The sequence below is a fragment of the Vibrio sp. D417a genome (genome assembly GCF_030248595.1).
Taxonomy (GTDB): Bacteria; Pseudomonadota; Gammaproteobacteria; order Enterobacterales; family Vibrionaceae; genus Vibrio; species Vibrio alginolyticus.
This window is the reverse complement of the sequence record NZ_JAHGAM010000010.1, coordinates 1-20,301: the sequence shown is the minus strand read 5'-3', so window position 1 is coordinate 20,301 and position 20,301 is coordinate 1. Positions and strand designations below refer to the sequence as shown.

The following is a 20,301-nucleotide window of genomic DNA, read 5'->3' as shown; positions in this document are numbered from 1 at the left end:
CCTAAATTATAAAAACCAGTCCCTAATGATATTTTTCTAAGCTTCATTGAGCATGACAAGCTCCTCCAAAATATTAAGAGGAGGTACTTTCATGGCTTCAATAAGAATAAGCGGCTCTGTTGGTTTAGGTGGTAAAAATGTGGATGCTGATATTCGTACGGTACAAAGGTCTATTAACCAATTGCTTGGTTCTTTAAAAGGAGTAAAGGAGCTTAAAGTGGATGGGAAACTAGGCTCTAGACCGGAAAACTCCAAGACTGTCGCCGCAATTAAAGCTTTTCAGAAAAACCTTGTTGGGATGGCTCGGCCAGATGGAAGGATAGATGTGAATGGAAGAAGCCATCGTAAGCTGAATGATTATTTAAAACGAACACCTGAGACTATGGTGGCATATACGTTACCTTTGGTTGGCTCAAGAGATGCGTTGACGGACTTGGATTATCGCAAAGTAGCTGAAACTCTTAGATGCGAAGTCGCTGCTATTAAAGCTGTAGCGGAAGTTGAGAGCCGAGGAGAAGCCTACTTTAGCAATGGTAAGCCAAAGATTTTGTTTGAGGCTCATATATTTTCGAGACTCACTTCAAGAGCCTACGATAACAGTCATCCAAGTATTTCAAGTCGGCATTGGAATCGAAGTCTGTATGTTGGTGGTATCTCAGAATACGTACGTTTAAATAAAGCGATTGAACTGAACTCAAATGCAGCAATCCGCTCCGCATCTTGGGGACGTTTCCAAATTATGGGCTTTAATTTCAAGTTAGCTGGTCATGTTACCGCTGAATCCTTTGTTAAGGCTGTATTCGAGTCGGAGAAGAAACAACTTGAGGCTTTTGTTACGTTTATCCAAAAGTCTGGCTTAGGTGAACATATAAGAGATAAAAATTGGGCTGCCTTTGCTCGTGGTTACAATGGTTCTGAGTATCAGAAAAATCAATACGACGTCAAATTAGAAAAGGCTTACAAAAAATATGCTTCGATTAAAAATGCTGCGTAACATTTCTTTGCTTGGACTTATTTTTAGTTCATCTGCTTGTGCTTCCAGCCACACTAATACTGCGCTATTTAAGTGTGATGCTTCACATCCTAACCGTCTAGAAATATCAATAGAAAATATAAACAGTCAGGTTCTACTGTCGGAGCTTAATTTAGGGGGGAGCAGTATTGAAAGAACCTTAGTTATAAAGGACTTTAAATTAGACCAGTATCATCGAGCGTTGGTAGATGAGAAGTCACTGGAATTTAGTATTGGTGAGCGCGTCATATTAGTCAGTGAGTACTTTAGCGAGGAGTTTGGTGAGGTAGAGAAGATACTCAGTGTTACTTTGAGAGAGCCTGAGCAAACGCAGTACTTTGAATGTGAGGAAGGGAGTATGAGTAACCTTGCATTGCTTTTCCATGAGAGTGCCGAATAATCGTTTGCAGAATAATTATTACCAAAACGTAATAGTGTTTTCGAATTTACCCTAATTATCTTGTTATTTGTAATCGATATACTCATCCACCTTACCACGGTAAGTAGATTTTCTCATTCAAGTAACGAGGAGGGCTTATGGCCGTAGGGTGGGCAAACGACGATAGCGTCAGCCAACAAATTCAAAACACAATAGACGACGAGATTTCCCGTGTTCGTGGCAGTATCACAAAGGGTGAGAGCGCCCATTACTGCGATGAGTGTGGTGATGAGATTCCAGAAGCGCGTCGTCTTGCAATGAAAGGCGTTCGTTTGTGTATCGAATGTCAGTCAACAATCGAATTGGTATCTCAACGCCAAGCATTGTTCAATCGACGAGCGAGTAAAGACAGTCAACTCCGATAGCTTTACTGTTCTAATAAATAAAGAGACGGTTTGAGTTTCATACTCAAACCGTTTTCGTATTGAACTATGAAGCGAAGCAGTCTTTACGTTGCAACGCTGCATCAATCGCGTTAACTAGTTTCTCAATATCTTCCGGCTTGCTTATGAAGGGCGGCATCATATAAATCAGTTTACCAAATGGACGAATCCAAACTCCGTGTTCAACAAACAAGGCTTGGATGGCTTCCATATTCACAGGGCGATGCGTCTCCACTACGCCAATAGCACCCAACCAACGGGTGTTTTTCACCAAGTCGTATTCTTCAAGTTTTGGTAGTAACTCAGAAAACAACGCTTCGATTTGTTGGGTTTGCTGTTGCCAGTTACCTTGCTCAATCAATTCCAAACTTGCAGTGGCAACAGCACAGGCAAGTGGGTTACCCATAAACGTTGGGCCATGCATAAAACAACCTGCATCACCGCCACAAACGGTGTCTGCTACGTGTTTGCTCGCGAGGGTCGCAGAGAGGGTCATGTAGCCTCCAGTGAGTGCTTTCCCAACACACAGAATGTCTGGTTGAATATCTGCATGTTCGCAGGCAAACAATTTGCCGGTACGTCCAAAACCGGTAGCGATCTCATCTGCAATCAATAACAAGCCGTATTTGTCGCAAAGCTTACGCACGCCTTTGAGAAATTCTGGATGGTAGATACGCATGCCGCCTGCGCCTTGAACGATAGGCTCTAGGATCACCGCAGCAAGTTCTTTATGGTGAGTCTCAATCTTGTGCTCGAAGTCGGTAAGGTCTTCTGGCTTCCATTCATCCCAATAACCACAGGTTGGTGACTCCGCAAAGATATGCTCAGGCAAAAAGCCTTTGTAGAGAGAGTGCATTGAGTTATCAGGATCGGTAACCGACATGGCTGCAAACGTATCGCCGTGATAACCGTGTCGCAAAGTAAGAAACTTCGGTCGGCGTTCGCCTTTTGCATGCCAATATTGCAGTGCCATTTTTAAGCTGACTTCTACGGCAACGGAGCCTGAATCGGCAAGGAATACATGTTCAAGATTACTTGGGGCTAGGGATAGCAACTTTTTACACAAACTGATTGCTGGCTGGTGGGTAATCCCGCCAAACATCACGTGAGAGACCTGATCGATTTGCTGGTGAGCGGCTTGATTTAAATGCGGATGGTTGTAGCCGTGGATCGTCGACCACCAAGAAGACATGCCATCGACAAGCTCAGTACCGTCTTCCAATTTAATGTGAACACCACTTGCTGATGCCACTGGGTAGCAGGTCAGAGGTGTCAATGTCGAAGTGTAAGGATGCCAGATATGCTGGCGGTCGAAGGCGAGATCCATGTGCGATTCCAATAACAATTAAGATTAAAAAATAAACAGATGTAAACTTTGTTCTTTTGTGTTGTGTTGACAGTTTATCGAGACTCAGTAGACTGTCAACACAACAACAAAAGTGACTAAAGGAATACACGTGGAAGTTCGTCATAACTGGACGCATGCTGAAGTGCGCGATCTCATGGAAAAACCATTCATGGATCTCCTATTCGAAGCGCAGCTTGTACATCGTCAATATCAACAAACCAACCATGTTCAAGTAAGCACGCTTCTGTCGATTAAGACAGGTGCTTGTCCAGAAGATTGTAAGTACTGTCCTCAGAGTGCTCGTTACACCACAGACATCGAGAAAGAGCGTCTGATGGAAGTAGAACGCGTACTCGATGCTGCGCAAAAAGCCAAAAATGCTGGTTCTACTCGATTCTGTATGGGCGCAGCATGGAAAAACCCGAAAGAGCGTGACATGCCACATTTGACCGACATGATCAAAGGCGTGAAAGGCATGGGTTTAGAAACGTGTATGACGTTAGGCATGCTGACGCCTGATCAAGCAAAACAACTGGCAACCGCAGGTTTGGATTACTACAACCACAACCTAGATACGTCTCCTGAATTTTACGGCAACATCATTACCACACGTACTTATCAAGACCGTTTAGATACGCTTTCTCACGTTCGTGATGCCGGCATGAAGATTTGTTCTGGTGGCATCATCGGTATGGGTGAGAGTGCCAATGACCGAGCAGGTTTGTTGGTTGAATTGGCTAACTTACCGGTACACCCTGAAAGCGTTCCAATCAACATGCTCGTGAAGGTAAAGGGCACACCGTTGGAAGAAGTGGATGATGTTGAGCCATTTGATTTCATTCGCCTGATTGCGATTGCACGAATCATGATGCCTCAATCAGCCGTTCGTTTATCCGCTGGCCGTGAAAACATGAACGAACAAATGCAAGCGCTGTGTTTTATGGCGGGTGCAAACTCCATCTTCTACGGCTGCAAACTTCTGACCACGCCAAACCCTTCAGAAGACAAAGACATGATGCTGTTCAATAAGCTCGGCATTAACAGCCAAGAGGTGTCTCAAAAGCCTGATGAAATCGAAGAAAACGAGTTACTCGATCGCGTCGTAGAGCGCGTTGCTGCCCGTCCGACAAAAGACGACCTTTTCTACGATGCCAGTGTTTAAATCTCGTATCGAGTCCGCCCTTGCTGAGCGTAAAACGCAAGGGTTGAATCGTTCTATGAATGTGGTGTTTGCCGGTAACCAGTCCGTTTTGGAACACGAAGGCAGACGCTACATTAATTTCTCAAGTAATGATTATTTGGGCTTGGCCAATGACCAAGCGCTTGTTCGGGCTTGGCAGCAAGGTTTAAGCGTATACGGCAGTGGCAGTGGGGCATCACCAATGGTCACTGGCTTTAGTGCAGCACACAGCAATTTAGAAGCCGCACTAACTGAATGGTTGGGCTACGACAGAGCAATTCTGTTTGGTTCTGGATTCAGTGCTAATCAAGCCTTGTTGTTCACCTTGTTAGAAAAGTCAGACGTATTGATCCAAGACCGTTTGAATCATGCTTCAGTGATGGAAGCGGGGGCGTTGTCACCAGCTAAGATGAAGCGCTTTAAACATAACGACATCGAGCACCTAAAATCGCTGATTAATAGCGAAGACAACCATCTGGTTGTGACTGAAGGGGTGTTCAGCATGGACGGTGATTGTGCGCCGCTCAGCGATATAGCTGAAGTCACTCGCAGTCATGATGCTTGGTTTGCTGTCGATGACGCTCATGGTATTGGCGTTCTTGGTCAATCCGGTGGTGGCTCTTGCGAGCTTGCCGCGGTTAAGCCTGAGTTATTGGTCGTTACCTTCGGTAAAGCGTTTGGTATGTCTGGCGCGGCTATTTTATGTGACCACGCAACGGGGGACTTTTTAACTCAGTTTGCTCGTCACCATGTGTATTCCACGGCGATACCACCAGCACAAGCGTATGCGTTGACTCATGCAGTCTCGATGGTTCAAGAGCAGTCTTGGCGACGTGAAAAGCTCTCTGAGCTTAGTGAAGTGTATCGAGATAGCCTTAGCGACCTTGAGGGGTTTGTTGAGACTCAAACTTCGATTAAGCCCTTTTTGATTGGTGAATCTGAATTGGCTTTGCGAGTAGCAGGTGCTTGTCGCCAAAACGGTATTTGGGTTACCGCTATTCGACCACCGACGGTGCCTAAAGGGACGTCTCGTATTCGAATCACACTCACTGCCAATCACACCAACGAACAAGTTAAAACGCTTTCAATGGCATTGAAGCAAGCATTAGGAGCGCTGTAATGGATAATGCAACTACCGCATTAGCGCAAACGCTCGCGTTAGAGAGTTTCCATCAAGATAAAGACGCGATTGCCTCTTCGTTTGGTAAAGCAGCAGAAACGTACGACAAACACGCGGCTTTTCAACGTGATGTCGGGCATCAGCTGCTTGATAAACTTCCTGAAAACTTGACGGGAAAACGTGTATTGGATTTAGGTTGTGGCACGGGTTATTTCTCCCAACTACTTCAACAACGTGGTGCGGAAGTAGTCTGTGGCGATATCTCTCAAGCCATGTTAGATAAAGCAGAGCAGCGTTGTGGTGCAGTACGAATGCATTACCAAGTTGCTGATGCTGAAAACTTACCATTTGACGATGATAGCTTCGATTACGTGTTTTCAAGTTTAGCGCTGCAATGGTGTACAGATTTAAGTTACCCACTAAAAGAAGTGCGCCGCGTGCTAAAAAATGGTGGGAAAGCGTGGTTCTCTACACTGGTTGATGGATCACTGTATGAGCTGCGTGCATCATGGGAAAAAATTGATGCATATCAACACGTCAATAACTTTCTAACGCTCAATCAGGTAAAAATTGCGTTAGCGCAATCTCGATGTGACAGCCATCAACTAGACTTGACCACCATCACAGTTTGGTACGACTCTGCATTTTCAGTTATGCGTGACCTCAAAGGTATAGGTGCAAATCACGTAAGCGGGCGCTCACACGGTTTAACTAGTCGCGAGACTTTGTTAAAAGTTGAGCATGCGTACCAAGCGTTTAAAAACGATCAAGGTCTTCTACCTGCAAGTTATCAGGTTTGTTTTGGAGTAATACATCTATGATTGATGCTTTTTTTATTGCTGGTACGGATACTGATGTTGGAAAGACGGTAGCGTCTAAAGCCATTTTGCAAGCGATCGCAGCAAAAGGACTAAACACTATTGGTTATAAGCCAGTGGCAGCAGGGAGTGACAAGACTGAAGCGGGATGGCGTAACTCTGATGCTTTACACTTACAAGACGCCGCAACACTCGATGTGGCCTATGATGATGTGAACCCATACGCTTTAGAGTTGCCTGCTTCTCCCCACATTGCAGCGAAGCATGAACATGTCGAAATAAGTTACGATGTTCTGAGTCAAAAACTGGCTCAACATAAGCAGCAAGCCGATGTTGTTCTCGTTGAAGGTGCTGGAGGTTGGCGTGTGCCAGTATCCGATACGGACTGTTTATCTACATGGGTAAAAGAAGAGCAGTTACCTGTTGTACTGGTGGTTGGCATTAAATTAGGCTGTTTGAGCCACGCTTTACTCACAGCGGAGAGTATTAAAGCGGATGGTTTGAATCTTGTTGGCTGGGTGGCAAACCGCGTCAACCCAGGCACAGAGCACTACGCTGACATTATCGAGATGCTAGAAGCACGTATCGATGCACCTAAGCTTGGGGAAATTCCATATATTCCAAGTGCTAAACGCAAAGAGCTAGGCAAGTACATTAATGTAGAGCCGTTGCTAAACACTGACTAATGGTGTTTAGGATAAAAGACTAAAAAAACCAAAGGGCTGCGCAATGCAGCCCTTTCTTGTTGGTGTAACCTAAAAAGTCAGATTACTTATCTTGGCTGAGCCCCATCAATGCTTGTTGTGTTTCTGCAACACGCTGAGACATATGATGATCGGTTGAAATACCAAGTTGTTGCTTTGCCTCGTCCTCTGAGATGCCTAGGTGACAACGTAGTAAATCAATAGCCATTTGATAGTCGTTAGTTTCTACCATGGTTTTTCCCTCAATACATGGAGTTTTTGAACTCACCCAATGCACTTTTTGCAATGTACTTAGAGTGGCTCTGTTTTGTTCATCTCATTCGAATTTAGCATGTCCATGTGGCCGCACAATAAGACCAAAGTCTATAGCAGAGCTAACGTACTGTTTTTGGTCTATTAAAAAATTTCTAGCTAAGTTGCTAAGAGGTGATAGATTTAACACCAAGATCATCTATCAATAGATGATGAGTAGCTCAGAGCTTATTTCATCATTTTGATAAATGTATATGAACGGAGGTTCCTGCTCCTACCAAAGCATGTTTTGAAATCGCTTGAATCAAATATTTCAGTCCCGAAAACAAATGTTGCAATTTATTGCTTAACCTTGTTTTTATCGCGGATAGACTATATCTATAACGCACGGAACATGAAAATCAACGGAATTGGCTTTTATAGCGATTACCATTTGTTCCTTATAACAATCCGTTTTAAAAAAACGATAAGCTTCCTCGGAGAAAAGTAATGAAGCGAATTATGTTATTCCTAGCAACTAACCTAGCTGTCGTGCTAGTGCTTAGTGTTGTTCTGAATATTGTTTACGCTGTAACTGGAATGCAACCAGGCAGTCTGTCAGGTTTACTTGTAATGGCTGCTGTATTTGGTTTTGGTGGCGCATTTATTTCGTTGATGATGTCAAAGGGTATGGCGCTACGCTCGGTTGGTGGTATGGTCATTGAAAGCCCGCGCAACGAAACGGAGCATTGGTTAGTCGAAACTGTGGGTCGTCAAGCTCAACAAGTGGGTATTGGCATGCCAACGGTGGCTATTTATGATTCACCAGATATCAATGCATTTGCGACAGGTGCAAAACGAGATGACTCTCTTGTCGCAGTTTCTACCGGTCTTTTACACAATATGACTCGTGATGAGGCAGAGGCAGTACTTGCACACGAAGTGAGCCATATTGCAAATGGCGATATGGTCACGATGACGTTGATGCAAGGTGTCGTGAACACGTTTGTTATCTTCCTATCACGCTTTATTGCCAATATCGTGGCATCGAACGATGATGAAGAAGGCCAAGGTACAAACATGATGGTTTACTTTGGCGTATCCATGGTGCTTGAACTGGTATTTGGTTTCCTAGCTAGCTTCTTGACTATGTGGTATAGCCGTCATCGCGAATTCCACGCGGACGCAGGTGCTGCGCGCCTCGTTGGCAAAGAAAAAATGATTGCGGCTCTAGAGCGTTTGAAGGTGAGTCATGAATCTCAACTGGATGGCACCATGATGGCGTTTGGTATCAATGGCAAGCAGTCGCTGACTGAGCTACTAATGAGCCACCCTCCGCTAGATAAACGTATTGCAGCGTTGCGAGGCCAGCAATACTAATTGTTCCTACTTAAATAATTGTTAATCTGCTGAAAAGGCTTGGTTTTGACCAAGCCTTTTTTTTTCGCCGATTGATCGCGTGCGAACTTCATCACGTACTACTTACAGAAATAAAGTTATACAAAATTATTTTTGTACAACTTTGGTGGAATGAACTATCTTGTACATATAATAATTTTGTACAACTTAGTGGGCGTGTAGGAGTAAAAAATGGACATACAGTCTGTTGGCAATATCTATCAAAAGCTCAACAAAGCGAACTTACATCTGCTTAAGGATATATATCACCAAGATGTAGTATTTGAGGACGCAGCGCATCGTTTAGAAGGATGGCCAGCACTTTCGGATTATTTCACCTCATTATATGCCAACGTCATCAGTTGTGATTTTGTAATCCATGAGCATCAACAAGTCGGAGATACAGGCTTCCTAACTTGGACAATGGACCTTCAGCATCCCAAACTTCAGAAGGGTGCGCCTATTCTCGTCAATGGTGTTTCGCACCTCAAATTTAGCGAAGGTCAGGTCATTTATCACCGAGACTATTTTGATCTCGGAGAGATGCTCTATGAGCATTTACCGTTACTTGGTTCAGTCGTTAAAACCATCAAGCAGAGGTTAGGACAATGAACAACACCATCTTGATCACAGGCGCCACCTCCGGAATAGGAAGACAGCTTGCCCTAGATTACGCGAACTCAGAATGGAATGTGATTGCTTGTGGTCGGAATCAAGATGTTCTTGCAGAACTGGAGGCAGTTTCCTCCAAAATTCATACATTGCAGTTTGATGTGACAAATTATGAGGAAACTCAGCAGGCGCTCTCTAATTTGCCCTTTACGCCAAACACATGGGTTTTTAACGCAGGCGATTGTGAGTACATGGATGAGGGAGTGGTCGACGCGAAACTCATGGCGCGTGTGATGAACGTAAATGTTGTCGGTGTTGCTAACTGCGTCGAAGGCTGCCAAGTGCATTTAGAGAGAGGGCACCGCATTGTTATTGTTGGCTCTATCGCATCAGAAGTGGCACTGCCTCGTGCTGAAGCTTACGGCGCATCCAAAGCGGCAGTCAGTTATTTTGCACGCACGCTCGCCGTCGACTTGAAAAAGAAAGGGATCAAAGTGGTAACGGTGTTTCCTGGTTTTGTTGAAACGCCGTTGACTGACAAAAACGACTTCGAAATGCCAATGATCATTTCTACTCAGCAAGCGTCGAACTCTATCAGGAATCAGTTAGCCGCCAACAAGACCTATATCTATTTCCCAGCGAGATTTACCAGTATTTTACGTTTTATCTCGTTACTTCCATACAGTTGGCAAGCTCGCCTAACTGCTAAACTCGTATCATAAGAAGGAATAAAAATGAAAACAGCAGGAAGAAAGAAGATAGCGATTGTGGGAACGGGAATCTCTGGCCTTACTTGTGGTTATTACTTGCATAAAGAACATGATGTAACGCTGTTTGAAGCGAACGATTACATCGGTGGCCATACTGCAACCGTTGATGTGATCCTTGATGGTAGAGAATACGCGATAGACACCGGGTTCATCGTCTATAACGATCGTACGTACCCTAATTTCATTAAAATGATGAGCGAGATTGGCGTTGAAGGTCTGCCTACTCAAATGAGCTTCAGTGTCAGAAACGATGGGAACGGACTAGAGTACAACGGCCACACAGTGTCGACATTGTTTGCTCAAAAACGCAACTGGGCAAACCCCAAATTTTATCGATTTATCTTCGAGATACTTCGTTTCAATAAACTTGCCAAGCGCTTCGCTAGCGAGCAATCCTCGCACTCTCAGACGTTAGGTGAGTTCCTTGACGAACACAAATTCAGTGCTTTCTTTACCGATAACTACATTTTACCGATGGGTGCTGCGATTTGGTCGTCGACTTTAGCTGACATGCGCGCATTCCCTCTTATGTTCTTCTTACGTTTCTTCCTCAACCACGGTCTGCTAGATGTGACTAACCGACCACAATGGTATGTGATTAAAGGTGGTTCACGTTCATACATTCCACCATTGACCAAAGGCTTTGCCGAGAATATTCGTCTTAATAGTCCTGTCGAAAAAGTGGTTCGCAACGAAAAAGGGGTTGGCGTTCAAGTTCGCGGAGAAACGCATTGGTTTGATGACGTTATCTTCGCTTGTCACAGTGATCAAGCAATGAGAATGCTAGAGGATATCAGCCCAATTGAGCAGGAAATCTTGGGGGATATGACATACCAAGCAAATGAAGTTGTTCTTCATACCGACTCTGCCGTACTACCAAAACGTAAGGCAGCATGGGCATCATGGAACTACCTATTGGAAGGAAGTGAAGAGGAGCAGCAACGCCTCCCTTCGCTCACTTATAACATGAACATTCTTCAGCATATTCAATCAGAACACACGTTTTGTGTAACGTTGAACAGTACTGAGCAAATTAACTCAAATAAAGTCTTGCGTTCGTTCACTTATCATCATCCAGTATTCACCACTGAGTCTATTACAGCGCAGCAGCGCAAAGATGAGATACAGGGCAAACAAAGTACCTGGTTCTGCGGGGCTTATTGGTACAACGGTTTTCATGAAGATGGCGTGCGTAGCGCGCTTGATGTTGTGAAAGAACTAGAAGAAAAGTACTGCGAACAAAATGTGGTTCCTTTCGAAAAAGGCGCAGCGTGATATGGATAGCCAAATGAACAGCCGATTGTTTATAGGCAACGTTCGTCACCGTCGATTCACGCCTGTGAATCATGAGTTGAACTACTCTTTATTTATGCCCGCCATCGATGTAGACGAGATCGATGCTTTAGAGAAAAAAGTATGGGGTTTTGGTTCGCGTTGGTGGCATTGGGCTCGCTTCAAGCGCAGTGATTACATTGGTGAAGGTAGCGTCAAGTCGGCAGTGCACAGTAAAATTGAAGAACTGACAGGTGTTCGCTGTACCGGCAAGGTAATCGCAGTCTGTCACTTGCGTTATCTAGGACTTTATTTCAGTCCCGTTAATTTCTACTACGTTTATAACACGGAAGGAGAATGGAAGTATCTCCTCGCAGAGGTGAGTAACACGCCTTGGAATGAACGACATTACTACGTGGTGTCAGCAGATAAAGAAGAAGAAAAGTTTGGTTGGGAACAAGATAAAGCATTCCATGTTTCACCATTCAACCCGATTGACCAACTCTACCGCTGGAGAATTAAACCTTTGACAGACAAGTTGAATATTCATCTTGAATGTCACAAAGGAGAGAAACACTTTGATGCCACCATGGTTATGAAAGCCAAGCCACTTTCAAGCAAAACCTTATTGAGGTGTTTGATCGTTACACCAATACAAACGGTAAAAGTAATGGTTGGTATTTATTGGCACGCATTAAAACTTTGGGTGAAAGGCGCACCTTTTTATTCTCATCCTAAATATTCAACGCATGAAGAAATAGAAGCCGATACTGAAAAAACAGACAAAAAAAATAAAAAGCACAAGGAGAATTCTGCATGTTAAATACTAGTTCTATGACATTGCCGCGTAAATTGACGACAACGCAAAAAGCGGCTCGCGGAGTTATTTTTCAATGTCTGCAAAAAATGGAAATCGGCTGCTTAACAGTTATTGAAAGTTTTAAGACGGAAACGACAGAGCGAAGCGAGCGTTTTAGTGCGCCAAATGGGGAGTACAGTGGTCAACCTGTTGTCGCTACTATAGAGGTAAAACATCCAGGCTTTTATTCACGGATCTTGCAGGGCGGCAGTATTGCTGCTGGTGAGGCTTATATGGATGGGTGGTGGGATAGTCCCGATTTAACCTCATTAATGAAACTGATGGCCCTTAACATGCGTGCTCTAGATAAACTCGAAGAGCAAGGCAGTTGGTTGACTAAAATACTGTACAAGTTTAGTCATTGGTCAAACAGAAACTCTGAAGAGAACTCACGTAAAAATATCCATGCGCATTACGACTTGGGTAACAACCTATACGAAGCGTTCCTTGACACCAATATGCTGTACTCGTCGGCGCTTTACAATCATGCGGATGACTCTCTAGAGCAGGCTCAAATCAACAAAATGGATCGTCTATGTCAGCAACTTGAGCTGAAGCCCACTGATCATGTTGTTGAAATTGGCACTGGGTGGGGCGCTATGGCGATTTACATGGCCGAACAATACGGCTGTCAGGTCACCACAACAACGATATCTGAAGAGCAACACGCGTACGCGGAGCAAAAAATCAAAGAGCGTGGCTTAGAAGATAAAATCACACTACTCAAAGAAGATTACCGTAACTTAACCGGCACTTATGACAAGCTCGTTTCTATTGAAATGATTGAAGCTGTGGGCAAACAATTCCTGCCTTCGTACATTAAGGTCTGTGAGTCTTTGTTGAAGTCCGGTGGCTTGATGGCGATTCAAGCAATTACGATTGCCGATCAGCGTTACGATTACTACAGTAACAACGTCGACTTTATCCAAAAGTACATTTTCCCAGGTGGTTTTTTACCGTCGGTAACCTCACTAACCCAAGCTACAACAAAGTACAGTGACTTAGTGACGCGAGACTTGTTCGATATTGGTTTGGACTACGCTAAGACGCTGAATGAATGGCACCTACGTTTTAATCGAGCAGAGGGTGAAGTGCGCTCATTTGGCTACGACGACCGCTTTGTGCGTATGTGGCGCTACTATTTGAGCTACTGTGAAGGTGGCTTTTTGGCTCGCACGATCAGTGCCGTTCACATGACGTTTCAACGCTCGTAGTTCGTTATGAAGGTATTTCTTGCTTCGACTTGGTTCCAACTCTGCTGGTTTGCTGCAGTGCTTGGAACCTATCAATGGCAATGGGTGATGTTATTCCTTACTTTGGCAACCCTACTATATTGTTTGAAAACTGACGCATCTTCGCTCAAAAGTATTGGTGTTATCGCCACGATTGGTCTCGTGCTTGATACATTAAATCAGCAATTTTCAATTTTCATGTTTGCCACTCAATGGTTACCCCTTTGGCTTTTATGCCTTTGGGTTCTGTTCGCCTGGTATGCCTATCAACTCAAGTCAATTTTGTACCGTTTCCCAAAAACCTACGTATCAATAGTAGGCGGACTCGGAGGAACGGCGAGCTACTTTGCTGGCCATAAACTCCAAGCCGTTGAATTTGGATTCAGCACTGGCGCTACACTGGCAATGTTGTTTGTCGAATGGTGCGTCATGATGCTCTTGATACTCAAGGTGTACGGAAATGAAAAGCTTGAAGAGAGACTTAACTCAGAGACTGACTAGGTTGCTTGCGTTGGTAATAGTAACTGGCTCTTTTGCTCTGCAAGCTCAACCTGTTGGAAATAGCGAAGCTGCCAGCAACATTGCGAATTGGAGGGGGTGGAAAACTGTTGGAGAAGCCCAACTTACTTGGTTCATCTTCGATATTTATCACTCAAGATTAAAAGCGCCTGATGGAAAGTTCATCGTAAGCGATGACGTATCGCCACATCCCCTTGCGTTGGAAATTAATTACAAGAGAGACATCAGTAAGCAACAGCTGCTTGATGTGACGGATGAGCAGTGGGCGAAATTGGGTTTTACTGACTCATATCGAAAAACTTGGATCAGCGAGCTCGATCGTATGTTTCCTGATATTCAAAAAGGTGACGAGCTTACTTATCTAACAGATGGAAAATCTGGTCAGCTGTTTTATAAGCAGGTTGGGGACGTGCAAGTAAAGAACGTTGGCATCATTGAAGACGAACGAATGAACGATGCATTTTTAGCTATATGGTTATCACCCAACACAGAATTCCCGAAACTCCGAAAACAATTGATAGGGCAGGTTAGATAGTGCTTAAACGAATTTTTAAATCAGCGACTTTAGTGGCAGCTGTTTTTCTTTCGGCATGTTCCGCAGACATTGATAATTACCGCTCTTCTACACCGACTTTTGATGTATTCGGTTATTTCGAAGGCGACATAAAGGCGTGGGGGATGGTGCAAGATTATACCGAACAGCAAACCCGTCGCTTTGAAGTCGATATAGTGGGTACTGTAGAAGGTGATACGCTGACGCTGGTGGAAGACTTCGTGTTTGATGACGGAGAGGTGGACCAGCGAATTTGGGTTATCACTAGATTAGAAGACGGTCGTTATGAAGGTAAGGCAGACGATATTATAGGTGTAGCAACAGGGGAAGAGCAGGGCAATGCGCTACAGTGGCAATATGACTTTGAGCTACAAATGGAGGATTCATCAGTGACGGTTGCTTTTGATGATTGGCTTTATCGTCAGGATGACAGACACGTTTTCAATCTAACGAAAATAAAAAAGTTTGGTGTGGAAGTAGGAACAATAACCTTGTTCTTCCAAAAGCAGCCATAACAAATGGGGCTGATCTTCAATTAATAATCCATTCCATATAACTAAAATTATTTTCTCCCGACCTAACTCTCCTAACTAAAAAAGGTTGACGCTTTCGCGTCAACCTTTTAAGTATCTGGTCGTTACAGGAGGATTACAGCTTATCTGTCAGCTCGATTGCTTGACCGATATAGTTCGCTGGCGTCATCTCTTTCAGACGTGCTTTCTCGTGCTCAGGAAGCTCAAGACCGTCGATGAAGTTACGCATTGCTTCGCCGTCTACACGCTTACCACGAGTTAGCTCTTTCAGCTTCTCGTATGGCTTCTCGATGCCGTAACGACGCATAACGGTTTGTACTGGCTCAGCTAGTACTTCCCAGTTCTTGTCTAATTCAGCAAGAAGCGCTTCACGGTTTACTTCTAGCTTGCTGATGCCTTTAAGCGTAGAAGTGTAAGCGATGATAGCGTAGCCAACACCAACACCAAGGTTACGTAGAACCGTTGAGTCAGTTAGGTCACGTTGCCAACGAGAGATAGGCAGTTTCTGTGCTAGGTGGCCGAATACAGCGTTCGCAAGACCTAGGTTACCTTCTGAGTTTTCAAAGTCGATTGGGTTAACTTTGTGAGGCATTGTTGAAGAACCGATCTCACCAGCAATAGTTTTTTGCTTGAAGTGGCCTAGTGCAATGTAACCCCAAACGTCACGGTCGAAGTCAATCAGGATAGTGTTGAAACGAGCGATAGCGTCGAACAGCTCAGCGATGTAATCGTGCGGTTCGATTTGAGTTGTGTAAGGGTTCCAAGTTACGCCTAGAGACTCTGTGATGAACTCTTCAGAGAACTTGTGCCAATCTAGTTCTGGGTAAGCAGAAAGGTGTGCGTTGTAGTTACCTACTGCACCGTTGATTTTCGCTAGGATTTCAACGTTTTCGATTTGCTTGAATTGACGCTCCATACGGTACGCCACGTTTGCCATTTCTTTACCCATAGTAGATGGAGAAGCAGGCTGACCGTGTGTACGAGATAGAAGAGGAATGTCGCGGTATTCCACTGCTAGTGCTTTGATAGCGTCGATTAGGTTACGGATTTCTGGAAGAATCACGTTCTCACGCGCTTCTTTAAGCATTAGAGCGTGTGATGTGTTGTTGATGTCTTCAGAAGTACATGCGAAGTGGAAGAACTCGTTTACTGCGTGCAGTTCAGGAACGTCTGCTACTTTCTCTTTTAGGAAGTACTCAACCGCTTTTACGTCGTGGTTAGTTGTACGCTCGATCTCTTTGATACGGCGTGCATCTTCTTCAGAGAAGTTTGCAGCAAGGTCGTCTAGGAATTGGTTTGCTTCTGCGCTAAACGCTGGCACTTCTGCAATTTCAGCAGTAGCAGCAAGCTTTTGTAGCCAGCGGATTTCAACGATAGTACGGTACTTTAGTAGACCGTATTCACTGAAAATTTCGCGTAACGCAATTGTCTTGCTTCCGTAACGGCCGTCTACTGGTGAAACAGCAGTCAATGCTGACAGTTCCATGATGTTCTCCTGAATTGGGTTTCTAAATTTCGTGAGCTTTATACCAATAACTGTGGCAATTGTCACGAATATTGCGCAAACGTTTGCGCGAGATTTGTTTTAGTCGAAAAAAATGAGCTCGCGATAAACGCGAGCTGCTTATTTGATATTTTACTACAGACGAGCAAGAAGGATTTGTGCTTGCTCTACCATCTTCTTGCGCCCGAAGATTAGGTGGCGACGCTTACCACCAACTTGACGCCAAAGAACTGCACTACGAATGCCAGATAACAACAGCGCACGAACTTTGTGTTGGCTTGCCGTCTGCTGCAGTACAGATGGCGTGCCCGTTACTTGAATGCGTGGGCCAATAGGGCTAACGACATCCAGATAGATGCTCGCTAAATTGCTGATCATTTGATCGTCTAGTAGCTCAAAGTGCTCTGACTGACGCTTGGCCATTTGAATACGATCACCAAGCTGAGACATAGCATCGTTACGAGAGCTTAACTTACGCTCTAACGCCATTAAACTAATAATGTAACGAGTAATTTCACTGCCTGATGGTGTGCTATCAATCCCCTTAACCAAGCACTCTAGGCCGAGCTTTAGATCGGCTTCGCGACCGAATACGCCAACTGTGTTAGCAGGGTTCGTGCTCAAAATAGCGTTGATTGATGTTTCAAAAGCATCTTGATCACAATGTCCGTTTCTCGCTACCTGTTGAACTAAAGCAACAGCTTGGCAAATCCCAGCGAAAGCGATAGTACGGTCATAAAGTGTATTCGCCACGTAACGACTCCTAAGCTTGAGAATATTTAATGCGTTGCTCTATGATGCCGCCACCTAGGCACACGTCACCTTTGTAGAACACTGCTGATTGACCTGGAGTTACAGCAATTTGTGGCTCGTCAAAGATAACTTTAATGTTTTCATCATCGATAGGGATGATTGTACAAGGAATATCTTCCTGACGGTAACGAGTTTTCACTGTGCACTTCATAACATCGCGAATTGGCTCACGATCTACCCAGTGAAGTTGTGATGCAAGTAGACCTTCTGATTTTAACATTGGATGGTCTTTACCTTGAACGGCAATCAAAACGTTACGTTCTAGATCTTTCTCACCAACGAACCATGGGTCCTCGTTACCACCGCCGCCTTTACGGCCACCAATGTGTAGACCTTTACGCTGACCAAGTGTGTGGTACATCAGGCCTTGGTGTTGACCAATCACTTCGCCTTCTGGAGTCTCGATATTACCAGGCTGAGCTGGAAGGTAGCGACCCAGGAATTCCGTAAACTTACGTTCACCGATGAAACAAATACCAGTAGAGTCTTTCTTCTTCGCCGTGATTAGATCTTGCTCTTCCGCAATGCGGCGTACTTCTGGCTTCTCTAGGTCACCAACAGGGAATAGGCTACGTGCGATTTGCTCGTTGCTTAATGTGTACAGGAAGTAGCTTTGATCTTTGTTGCCATCTAGACCACGTAGCATCTGTGGTTTTTCACCGTTTTCTGGGAAAGAGCGACGCACATAGTGGCCCATTGCAATGTAATCAGCATCAAGTACTTCATCAGCGAATTCTAGGAATGCTTTGAACTTGATTTCTTTGTTACAAAGAATGTCAGGGTTCGGAGTACGGCCCGCTTTGTATTCAGCAAGGAAGTACTCAAATACGTTATCCCAGTATTCGGCAGCAAAGTTGATAGTGTGTAGGTGGATGCCTAGCTTGTCACATACTGCCTGAGCGTCAGCAAGATCTTCTGCCGCTGTACAATATTCTTCGTTGTCATCTTCTTCCCAGTTCTTCATGAAAAGGCCTTCTACTTGGTAGCCTTGCTGTTTTAGAAGATACGCGGAAACAGATGAATCAACGCCGCCGGACATACCGACGATGACTTTCTTTTGGCTGTTATCAGACATTACTAAACACCACTTAAATAAACGGGATGCAGATTCTATCAGAATCCACAGACCGGTGACAGATCCGAGATCGAAATCACAATTCGTTTCGCTGAATTTTTCTTCAACAAAGATTCGAACGAGTAATTTCGCAAGTATAGAAGAGGTATATATGGCATAGTTGGCCAAAATCCAAGAGGAAACATCAAATGACAGAAGAAAACCAATTTATGCAAGAAAGTGAGTTGATTGAAATTGTTGAAAATCAGCTCGAAGATGGTAACCCGCTTAAAGTAAAAGAAACCCTTATGCGTTTAATGATGACTGGCACACCACGTGAAGATGCGGTTGCGATGATGGCATGTGCGATGTCAATTGAGATTTTTGATGTAATGAAGAATGAGGGTGAGTTCAACCTAAAGCGTTATAGCGAGCACCTTGAGCAACTACCAGATCTCAGCTTTATGGAAGGTGAATAAGCCACCTAAAAGAAAAAAGTAGTCAGCAAACGTTTGCTATAATCGCTTTTATTGCTGCTTTATTATTAGCGGTATAGAATCCGCTCTCCTTTTCATCCCCTTACTCAGACTGACAATATGAAATTTCCTGGACAACGCAAATCGAAGCACTATTTTCCTGTTCATGCTCGTGACCCGCTGGTGAGCCAAGCACAAGAAAGCAAGAAGATGACGCGCACTCACATCATTGGTATTGACCAAACCTTGGTTGATATTGAAGCAAAAGTTACAACGGATGTGATTGAAAAGTACGGTCTGAGTAAAGGTCACTCTTTGGTTATCGATGACGAAAGAGCAGAAGAGTTATACCAGCAACTGAAAGAAGAGAACTTGATTACCAATGAGTATGCGGGCGGTACAATTGGTAACACGCTACATAACTACTCCGTGCTAGCGGATGACCGCTCCACACTACTTGGAGTGATGAGCCAGGATATTAAGATTGGCAGCTACGGTTACCGTTATCTTTGTAATACATCAAGCCGCATGGATTTGAACTACCTACAAGGTGTAGATGGTGCAATTGGCCGTTGTTTTGCTCTTATCACAGAAGACGGTGAACGTACTTTTGCTATCAGCGAAGGGCAAATGAACCAACTCCATCCTGATAGCATTCCAGAGAAAATCTTTAAAAATGCATCAGCACTTGTACTGACGTCATATCTAGTACGTTGCAAAGACGGCGACCCAATGCCGGAAGCAACAATGAAAGCGATTGAGTACGCGAAAAAGAATGATGTGCCTGTTGTTCTGACTTTAGGCACAAAGTTTGTTATTCAAGATGACCCTAAATATTGGCAAGAATTCATTAGAGATAACGTTTCAGTCGTTGCGATGAATGAAGATGAAGCAGAAGCTCTGACGGGGGAATCTGATCCACTTGCTGCGTCTGATAAAACATTGGAGTGGGCTGATCTAGTATTGTGCACGGCGGGTCCTGTAGGTCTATTTATGGCTGGGTATACAGAAGATAGCGCGAAGCGCGAAACTTCTTTGCCATTGCTTCCAGGGTCAATTGCTGAATTTAATCGTTATGAATTTAGTCGTCCGGCGAAAAAAGACTCATGCGAGACGCCAATAAAAGTGTACTCGCATATCTCGCCATATATGGGTGGCCCAGAAAAAATTAAGAATACAAATGGCGCAGGTGATGCCGCGTTATCTGCTGTTCTTCATGATATGGCAGCAAATAAATACCATAAAGAAAATGTGCCTAATTCAAGCAAGCACAGTAACGAGTATTTAACTTACTCTTCTTTTTCTCAAGTCTGCAAATACGCAAACCGTGCTAGCTACGAAGTTCTCGTGCAACATTCACCACGATTGTCGCGCGGACTTCCTGAGCGAGAAGATAGCCTAGAAGAAGCATACTGGGAACGTTAATACGAAGCGGTTTAATTAACTATTCTGTATGACCCGTCCTGATATG

Annotated in this window: 23 protein-coding genes; 18 read left to right on the top strand and 5 right to left on the bottom strand. The window is 44.2% G+C overall.

Annotated features, from left to right (window positions below):
* Positions 1 to 91: 91 nt before the first annotated feature.
* The 3 genes from KI742_RS11050 (at position 92) to KI742_RS11040 (ending at position 1,816) form a co-directional block, all read left to right on the top strand.
* A complete protein-coding gene (locus tag KI742_RS11050) occupies positions 92 to 994 on the top strand; it encodes an N-acetylmuramidase domain-containing protein (protein ID WP_239945361.1) in 903 nt (300 codons plus the stop codon).
* Entirely contained in the window at positions 969 to 1,412 is a 444-nt protein-coding gene (locus KI742_RS11045; RefSeq protein WP_239945362.1) for a hypothetical protein, read from the top strand. The genes KI742_RS11050 and KI742_RS11045 overlap by 26 nt, the downstream gene beginning before the upstream one ends.
* A 137-nt stretch (positions 1,413 to 1,549) precedes the next feature.
* Positions 1,550 to 1,816 (top strand): DksA/TraR family C4-type zinc finger protein, encoded by a 267-nt coding sequence (locus KI742_RS11040; protein WP_005437185.1) that lies wholly within the window; start codon positions 1,550 to 1,552, stop codon positions 1,814 to 1,816.
* Positions 1,817 to 1,880: 64 nt separating this feature from the next.
* Here KI742_RS11040 and bioA read toward each other — a convergent pair whose 3' ends face one another.
* On the bottom strand, positions 1,881 to 3,161 hold the full coding sequence (gene bioA / locus KI742_RS11035; protein ID WP_239945363.1) for an adenosylmethionine--8-amino-7-oxononanoate transaminase: 1,281 nt from the start codon (positions 3,159 to 3,161) through the stop codon (positions 1,881 to 1,883).
* A gap of 130 nt (positions 3,162 to 3,291) precedes the next feature.
* Here bioA and bioB point away from each other — a divergent pair, with 130 nt between their 5' ends.
* From bioB to bioD, 4 genes are read left to right on the top strand one after another with little or no spacing between them, the layout of a single operon-like run.
* Positions 3,292 to 4,344, top strand: coding sequence for a biotin synthase BioB (gene bioB, locus KI742_RS11030; protein ID WP_025766889.1), 1,053 nt, complete (start codon positions 3,292 to 3,294; stop codon positions 4,342 to 4,344).
* On the top strand, positions 4,331 to 5,482 hold the full coding sequence (gene bioF, locus KI742_RS11025; RefSeq protein ID WP_213876598.1) for an 8-amino-7-oxononanoate synthase: 1,152 nt from the start codon (positions 4,331 to 4,333) through the stop codon (positions 5,480 to 5,482). The genes bioB and bioF overlap by 14 nt, the downstream gene beginning before the upstream one ends.
* The gene (bioC, locus tag KI742_RS11020; protein ID WP_005388087.1) at positions 5,482 to 6,303 is read left to right on the top strand and encodes a malonyl-ACP O-methyltransferase BioC; all 822 of its coding nucleotides are present in this window, start codon (positions 5,482 to 5,484) and stop codon (positions 6,301 to 6,303) included. Before bioF ends, bioC begins: the two co-directional genes overlap by 1 nt.
* Positions 6,300 to 6,986: a dethiobiotin synthase gene (gene bioD / locus KI742_RS11015; protein ID WP_005378217.1), complete on the top strand. Its 687-nt coding sequence runs from the start codon at positions 6,300 to 6,302 to the stop codon at positions 6,984 to 6,986. Before bioC ends, bioD begins: the two co-directional genes overlap by 4 nt.
* Positions 6,987 to 7,068: 82 nt before the next feature.
* Here bioD and KI742_RS11010 read toward each other — a convergent pair whose 3' ends face one another.
* Positions 7,069 to 7,272: a hypothetical protein gene (locus tag KI742_RS11010; RefSeq protein WP_054575128.1), complete on the bottom strand. Its 204-nt coding sequence runs from the start codon at positions 7,270 to 7,272 to the stop codon at positions 7,069 to 7,071.
* Positions 7,273 to 7,745: 473 nt separating this feature from the next.
* Between KI742_RS11010 and htpX the strand changes: the two genes are divergently transcribed.
* From htpX to KI742_RS10965, 9 genes are all read left to right on the top strand, one after another.
* Positions 7,746 to 8,615, top strand: a complete 870-nt coding sequence (gene htpX / locus KI742_RS11005) for a protease HtpX (RefSeq protein WP_005388085.1) — start codon at positions 7,746 to 7,748, stop codon at positions 8,613 to 8,615.
* Positions 8,616 to 8,825: 210 nt separating this feature from the next.
* A complete protein-coding gene (locus tag KI742_RS11000) occupies positions 8,826 to 9,245 on the top strand; it encodes a nuclear transport factor 2 family protein (RefSeq protein ID WP_005378211.1) in 420 nt (139 codons plus the stop codon).
* Positions 9,242 to 9,967 carry an SDR family oxidoreductase gene (locus KI742_RS10995; RefSeq protein ID WP_130546650.1) on the top strand — a complete coding sequence of 242 codons (726 nt, stop codon included), beginning with the start codon at positions 9,242 to 9,244 and terminating at the stop codon, positions 9,965 to 9,967. Before KI742_RS11000 ends, KI742_RS10995 begins: the two co-directional genes overlap by 4 nt.
* Positions 9,968 to 9,979: 12 nt before the next feature.
* Positions 9,980 to 11,290, top strand: coding sequence for an NAD(P)/FAD-dependent oxidoreductase (locus tag KI742_RS10990; RefSeq protein ID WP_285386184.1), 1,311 nt, complete (start codon positions 9,980 to 9,982; stop codon positions 11,288 to 11,290).
* A gap of 1 nt (position 11,291) precedes the next feature.
* Positions 11,292 to 12,110, top strand: a complete 819-nt coding sequence (locus KI742_RS10985; RefSeq protein WP_154204701.1) for a DUF1365 domain-containing protein — start codon at positions 11,292 to 11,294, stop codon at positions 12,108 to 12,110.
* Complete coding sequence (locus tag KI742_RS10980) at positions 12,104 to 13,360, top strand: cyclopropane-fatty-acyl-phospholipid synthase family protein (protein ID WP_285386186.1); 1,257 nt, start codon at positions 12,104 to 12,106, stop codon at positions 13,358 to 13,360. Before KI742_RS10985 ends, KI742_RS10980 begins: the two co-directional genes overlap by 7 nt.
* A gap of 6 nt (positions 13,361 to 13,366) precedes the next feature.
* Positions 13,367 to 13,879 carry a DUF2878 domain-containing protein gene (locus KI742_RS10975; RefSeq protein WP_262590661.1) on the top strand — a complete coding sequence of 171 codons (513 nt, stop codon included), beginning with the start codon at positions 13,367 to 13,369 and terminating at the stop codon, positions 13,877 to 13,879.
* Positions 13,839 to 14,432, top strand: a complete 594-nt coding sequence (locus KI742_RS10970; protein WP_285386188.1) for a chalcone isomerase family protein — start codon at positions 13,839 to 13,841, stop codon at positions 14,430 to 14,432. Before KI742_RS10975 ends, KI742_RS10970 begins: the two co-directional genes overlap by 41 nt.
* Entirely contained in the window at positions 14,432 to 14,965 is a 534-nt protein-coding gene (locus KI742_RS10965; protein WP_285386190.1) for a DUF3833 domain-containing protein, read from the top strand. The genes KI742_RS10970 and KI742_RS10965 overlap by 1 nt, the downstream gene beginning before the upstream one ends.
* 133 nt (positions 14,966 to 15,098) lie before the next feature.
* Here KI742_RS10965 and purB read toward each other — a convergent pair whose 3' ends face one another.
* The 3 genes from purB to mnmA form a co-directional block, all read right to left on the bottom strand.
* Entirely contained in the window at positions 15,099 to 16,469 is a 1,371-nt protein-coding gene (gene purB, locus KI742_RS10960) for an adenylosuccinate lyase (protein ID WP_005378198.1), read from the bottom strand.
* Positions 16,470 to 16,622: 153 nt separating this feature from the next.
* The gene (gene hflD / locus KI742_RS10955; RefSeq protein ID WP_005378194.1) at positions 16,623 to 17,240 is read right to left on the bottom strand and encodes a high frequency lysogenization protein HflD; all 618 of its coding nucleotides are present in this window, start codon (positions 17,238 to 17,240) and stop codon (positions 16,623 to 16,625) included.
* A 10-nt stretch (positions 17,241 to 17,250) separates the two neighbouring features.
* Complete coding sequence (gene mnmA / locus KI742_RS10950; protein WP_005378192.1) at positions 17,251 to 18,375, bottom strand: tRNA 2-thiouridine(34) synthase MnmA; 1,125 nt, start codon at positions 18,373 to 18,375, stop codon at positions 17,251 to 17,253.
* Positions 18,376 to 18,563: 188 nt separating this feature from the next.
* Here mnmA and KI742_RS10945 point away from each other — a divergent pair, with 188 nt between their 5' ends.
* Positions 18,564 to 18,833 (top strand): hypothetical protein, encoded by a 270-nt coding sequence (locus tag KI742_RS10945; RefSeq protein ID WP_005378190.1) that lies wholly within the window; start codon positions 18,564 to 18,566, stop codon positions 18,831 to 18,833.
* A gap of 117 nt (positions 18,834 to 18,950) precedes the next feature.
* Complete coding sequence (locus tag KI742_RS10940; RefSeq protein WP_005378187.1) at positions 18,951 to 20,255, top strand: inosine/guanosine kinase; 1,305 nt, start codon at positions 18,951 to 18,953, stop codon at positions 20,253 to 20,255.
* Positions 20,256 to 20,301 lie beyond the last annotated feature (46 nt).

Coding starts and splice junctions, on each gene's coding strand:
- KI742_RS11050 (WP_239945361.1), top strand. CDS start 92: ATGGCTTCAATAAGAATAAGCGGCTCTGTTGGTTTAGGTGGTAAAAAT.
- KI742_RS11045 (WP_239945362.1), top strand. CDS start 969: ATGCTTCGATTAAAAATGCTGCGTAACATTTCTTTGCTTGGACTTATT.
- KI742_RS11040 (WP_005437185.1), top strand. CDS start 1,550: ATGGCCGTAGGGTGGGCAAACGACGATAGCGTCAGCCAACAAATTCAA.
- bioA (WP_239945363.1), bottom strand. CDS start 3,161: ATGGATCTCGCCTTCGACCGCCAGCATATCTGGCATCCTTACACTTCG.
- bioF (WP_213876598.1), top strand. CDS start 4,331: ATGCCAGTGTTTAAATCTCGTATCGAGTCCGCCCTTGCTGAGCGTAAA.
- bioC (WP_005388087.1), top strand. CDS start 5,482: ATGGATAATGCAACTACCGCATTAGCGCAAACGCTCGCGTTAGAGAGT.
- bioD (WP_005378217.1), top strand. CDS start 6,300: ATGATTGATGCTTTTTTTATTGCTGGTACGGATACTGATGTTGGAAAG.
- htpX (WP_005388085.1), top strand. CDS start 7,746: ATGAAGCGAATTATGTTATTCCTAGCAACTAACCTAGCTGTCGTGCTA.
- KI742_RS11000 (WP_005378211.1), top strand. CDS start 8,826: ATGGACATACAGTCTGTTGGCAATATCTATCAAAAGCTCAACAAAGCG.
- KI742_RS10995 (WP_130546650.1), top strand. CDS start 9,242: ATGAACAACACCATCTTGATCACAGGCGCCACCTCCGGAATAGGAAGA.
- KI742_RS10990 (WP_285386184.1), top strand. CDS start 9,980: ATGAAAACAGCAGGAAGAAAGAAGATAGCGATTGTGGGAACGGGAATC.
- KI742_RS10985 (WP_154204701.1), top strand. CDS start 11,292: ATGGATAGCCAAATGAACAGCCGATTGTTTATAGGCAACGTTCGTCAC.
- KI742_RS10980 (WP_285386186.1), top strand. CDS start 12,104: ATGTTAAATACTAGTTCTATGACATTGCCGCGTAAATTGACGACAACG.
- KI742_RS10975 (WP_262590661.1), top strand. CDS start 13,367: ATGAAGGTATTTCTTGCTTCGACTTGGTTCCAACTCTGCTGGTTTGCT.
- KI742_RS10970 (WP_285386188.1), top strand. CDS start 13,839: ATGAAAAGCTTGAAGAGAGACTTAACTCAGAGACTGACTAGGTTGCTT.
- purB (WP_005378198.1), bottom strand. CDS start 16,469: ATGGAACTGTCAGCATTGACTGCTGTTTCACCAGTAGACGGCCGTTAC.
- mnmA (WP_005378192.1), bottom strand. CDS start 18,375: ATGTCTGATAACAGCCAAAAGAAAGTCATCGTCGGTATGTCCGGCGGC.
- KI742_RS10945 (WP_005378190.1), top strand. CDS start 18,564: ATGACAGAAGAAAACCAATTTATGCAAGAAAGTGAGTTGATTGAAATT.
- KI742_RS10940 (WP_005378187.1), top strand. CDS start 18,951: ATGAAATTTCCTGGACAACGCAAATCGAAGCACTATTTTCCTGTTCAT.